Below are 1,358 nucleotides of genomic sequence, written 5' to 3'. Positions count from 1 at the left end.
GCCTTGCAGTTGCGCATGCAGGCGAGTGGTCTCGGGCATATTCCCTACGAGGCGTTCCTGATGCTGCCTTTCATCTTCACCATCGTCGCCATGGCGGTGATGTCGCGCAACGCGGTGGCGCCGTCGGCGCTGCTGAAGCCGTTTCGACGGGAAGAACGATAGACGAGTAGGGCTTGGGACGAAGACCCTGGACCTTTGGGACACCTCACATCGCGGTAAAACCATTGTCGACGAACAGATGGGCCCCGTTGACGAAGCTCGATTCGTCGCTGGCGAGGTACAGCGCCGCCTTTGCCACCTCTTCCGGTTCGCCGATCCGCCCCTGCTGCGCAGCCAGCGCCGCGTCGGAGACATCGACGCCGAGCTTGCCCAGATCGGCGACCTCGCGCAGCCCATGCGGTGTGCGGATGAAGCCGGGGCAGACGGCGTTGCAGCGGATGTTGCGGTCGCGGAATTCCACGGCGATGGCGCGCGCGAACATGTGACAGGCGCCCTTGGTGGTGTCATAGAGCACTTCGTTCGGCGTCGCCGCCACCGCCGAGATCGACGAGGTGCAGACGATCGAGCCGCCGCCGGCCGCGATCATGCCGGGCAGCACGGCGCGGGTCATCAGGAACATCGAGCGCACGTTGACGGCATGCAGCCAGTCCCATTCCTGCACGCTGGTCTCCAGGAACGGCTTTATCACGATGGTGCCGGCATGATTGAACAGGACGGTAACCGCGCCGAACTTCTCGGCCGCGCCCTTCACGGCCGCCTCGACCTGCGCCTCGTCGGAAACGTCGGCGACAAAATGCTCCGCGATTTGGCCGCGCGCCCGGATCGCCGCGGCGGTGGCTGCCGCCGCTTCGCCATTGCGGTCGATGATCGCCACCTTTGCGCCTTCCGCCGCGAACAGTTCCGAGGCCGCCCCGCCCATTCCCGTCGCGCCGCCCGAAACGATGGCGACCTTGCCGGCCAGTCTTGCTCCCATTTCCTTGCTCCTCCCAAATGTCCTTTGGACGATCTCGCATTGTCGCTCTGCCGCGATGCTATCCTGCCCGCGCGGGGCGGCCAATGCACGAATGGATCGGCAAGTGAAGTGCCGTCGAGCGCCGGAAGTGAAACCGACGCTGCCATGTCCGTCGATCACGCCGATGCCGCTCTGCAGCAACTCAGCGCCAGTTCTCACGGCGCTGTTAGAAAAAAATTCTGCGCATGGCCGAAAAATAGCAATCGACAAAGTCTACAACTTTTATAGATTAACCGGCGAGACGGAGGTCGACATGTCCTATATGCAGAACACCGAGACCCGCAGCAGCGGCCAGAGGCTGGCCAATGCCCAGAGCTTCCGCCCGGCCTATGCCGGTGCTTTCGCC

The 1,358-nt window shown here is 63.8% G+C and carries 1 protein-coding gene; it reads right to left on the bottom strand.

The window, feature by feature from the left end; all coding sequences use genetic code 11:
- Positions 1-205 precede the first annotated feature (205 nt).
- Entirely contained in the window at positions 206-973 is a 768-nt protein-coding gene (locus tag FJ980_RS31940; protein ID WP_140492551.1) for an SDR family oxidoreductase, read from the bottom strand.
- Positions 974-1,358 lie beyond the last annotated feature (385 nt).

This window comes from Mesorhizobium sp. B1-1-5 (assembly GCF_006443065.1).
GTDB lineage: Bacteria > Pseudomonadota > Alphaproteobacteria > Rhizobiales > Rhizobiaceae > Mesorhizobium.
Note: the sequence above shows the minus strand (reverse complement) of the source record. Positions and strands in the feature narration are given on the sequence as shown.

Coding starts and splice junctions, on each gene's coding strand:
- FJ980_RS31940 (WP_140492551.1), bottom strand. CDS start 973: ATGGGAGCAAGACTGGCCGGCAAGGTCGCCATCGTTTCGGGCGGCGCG.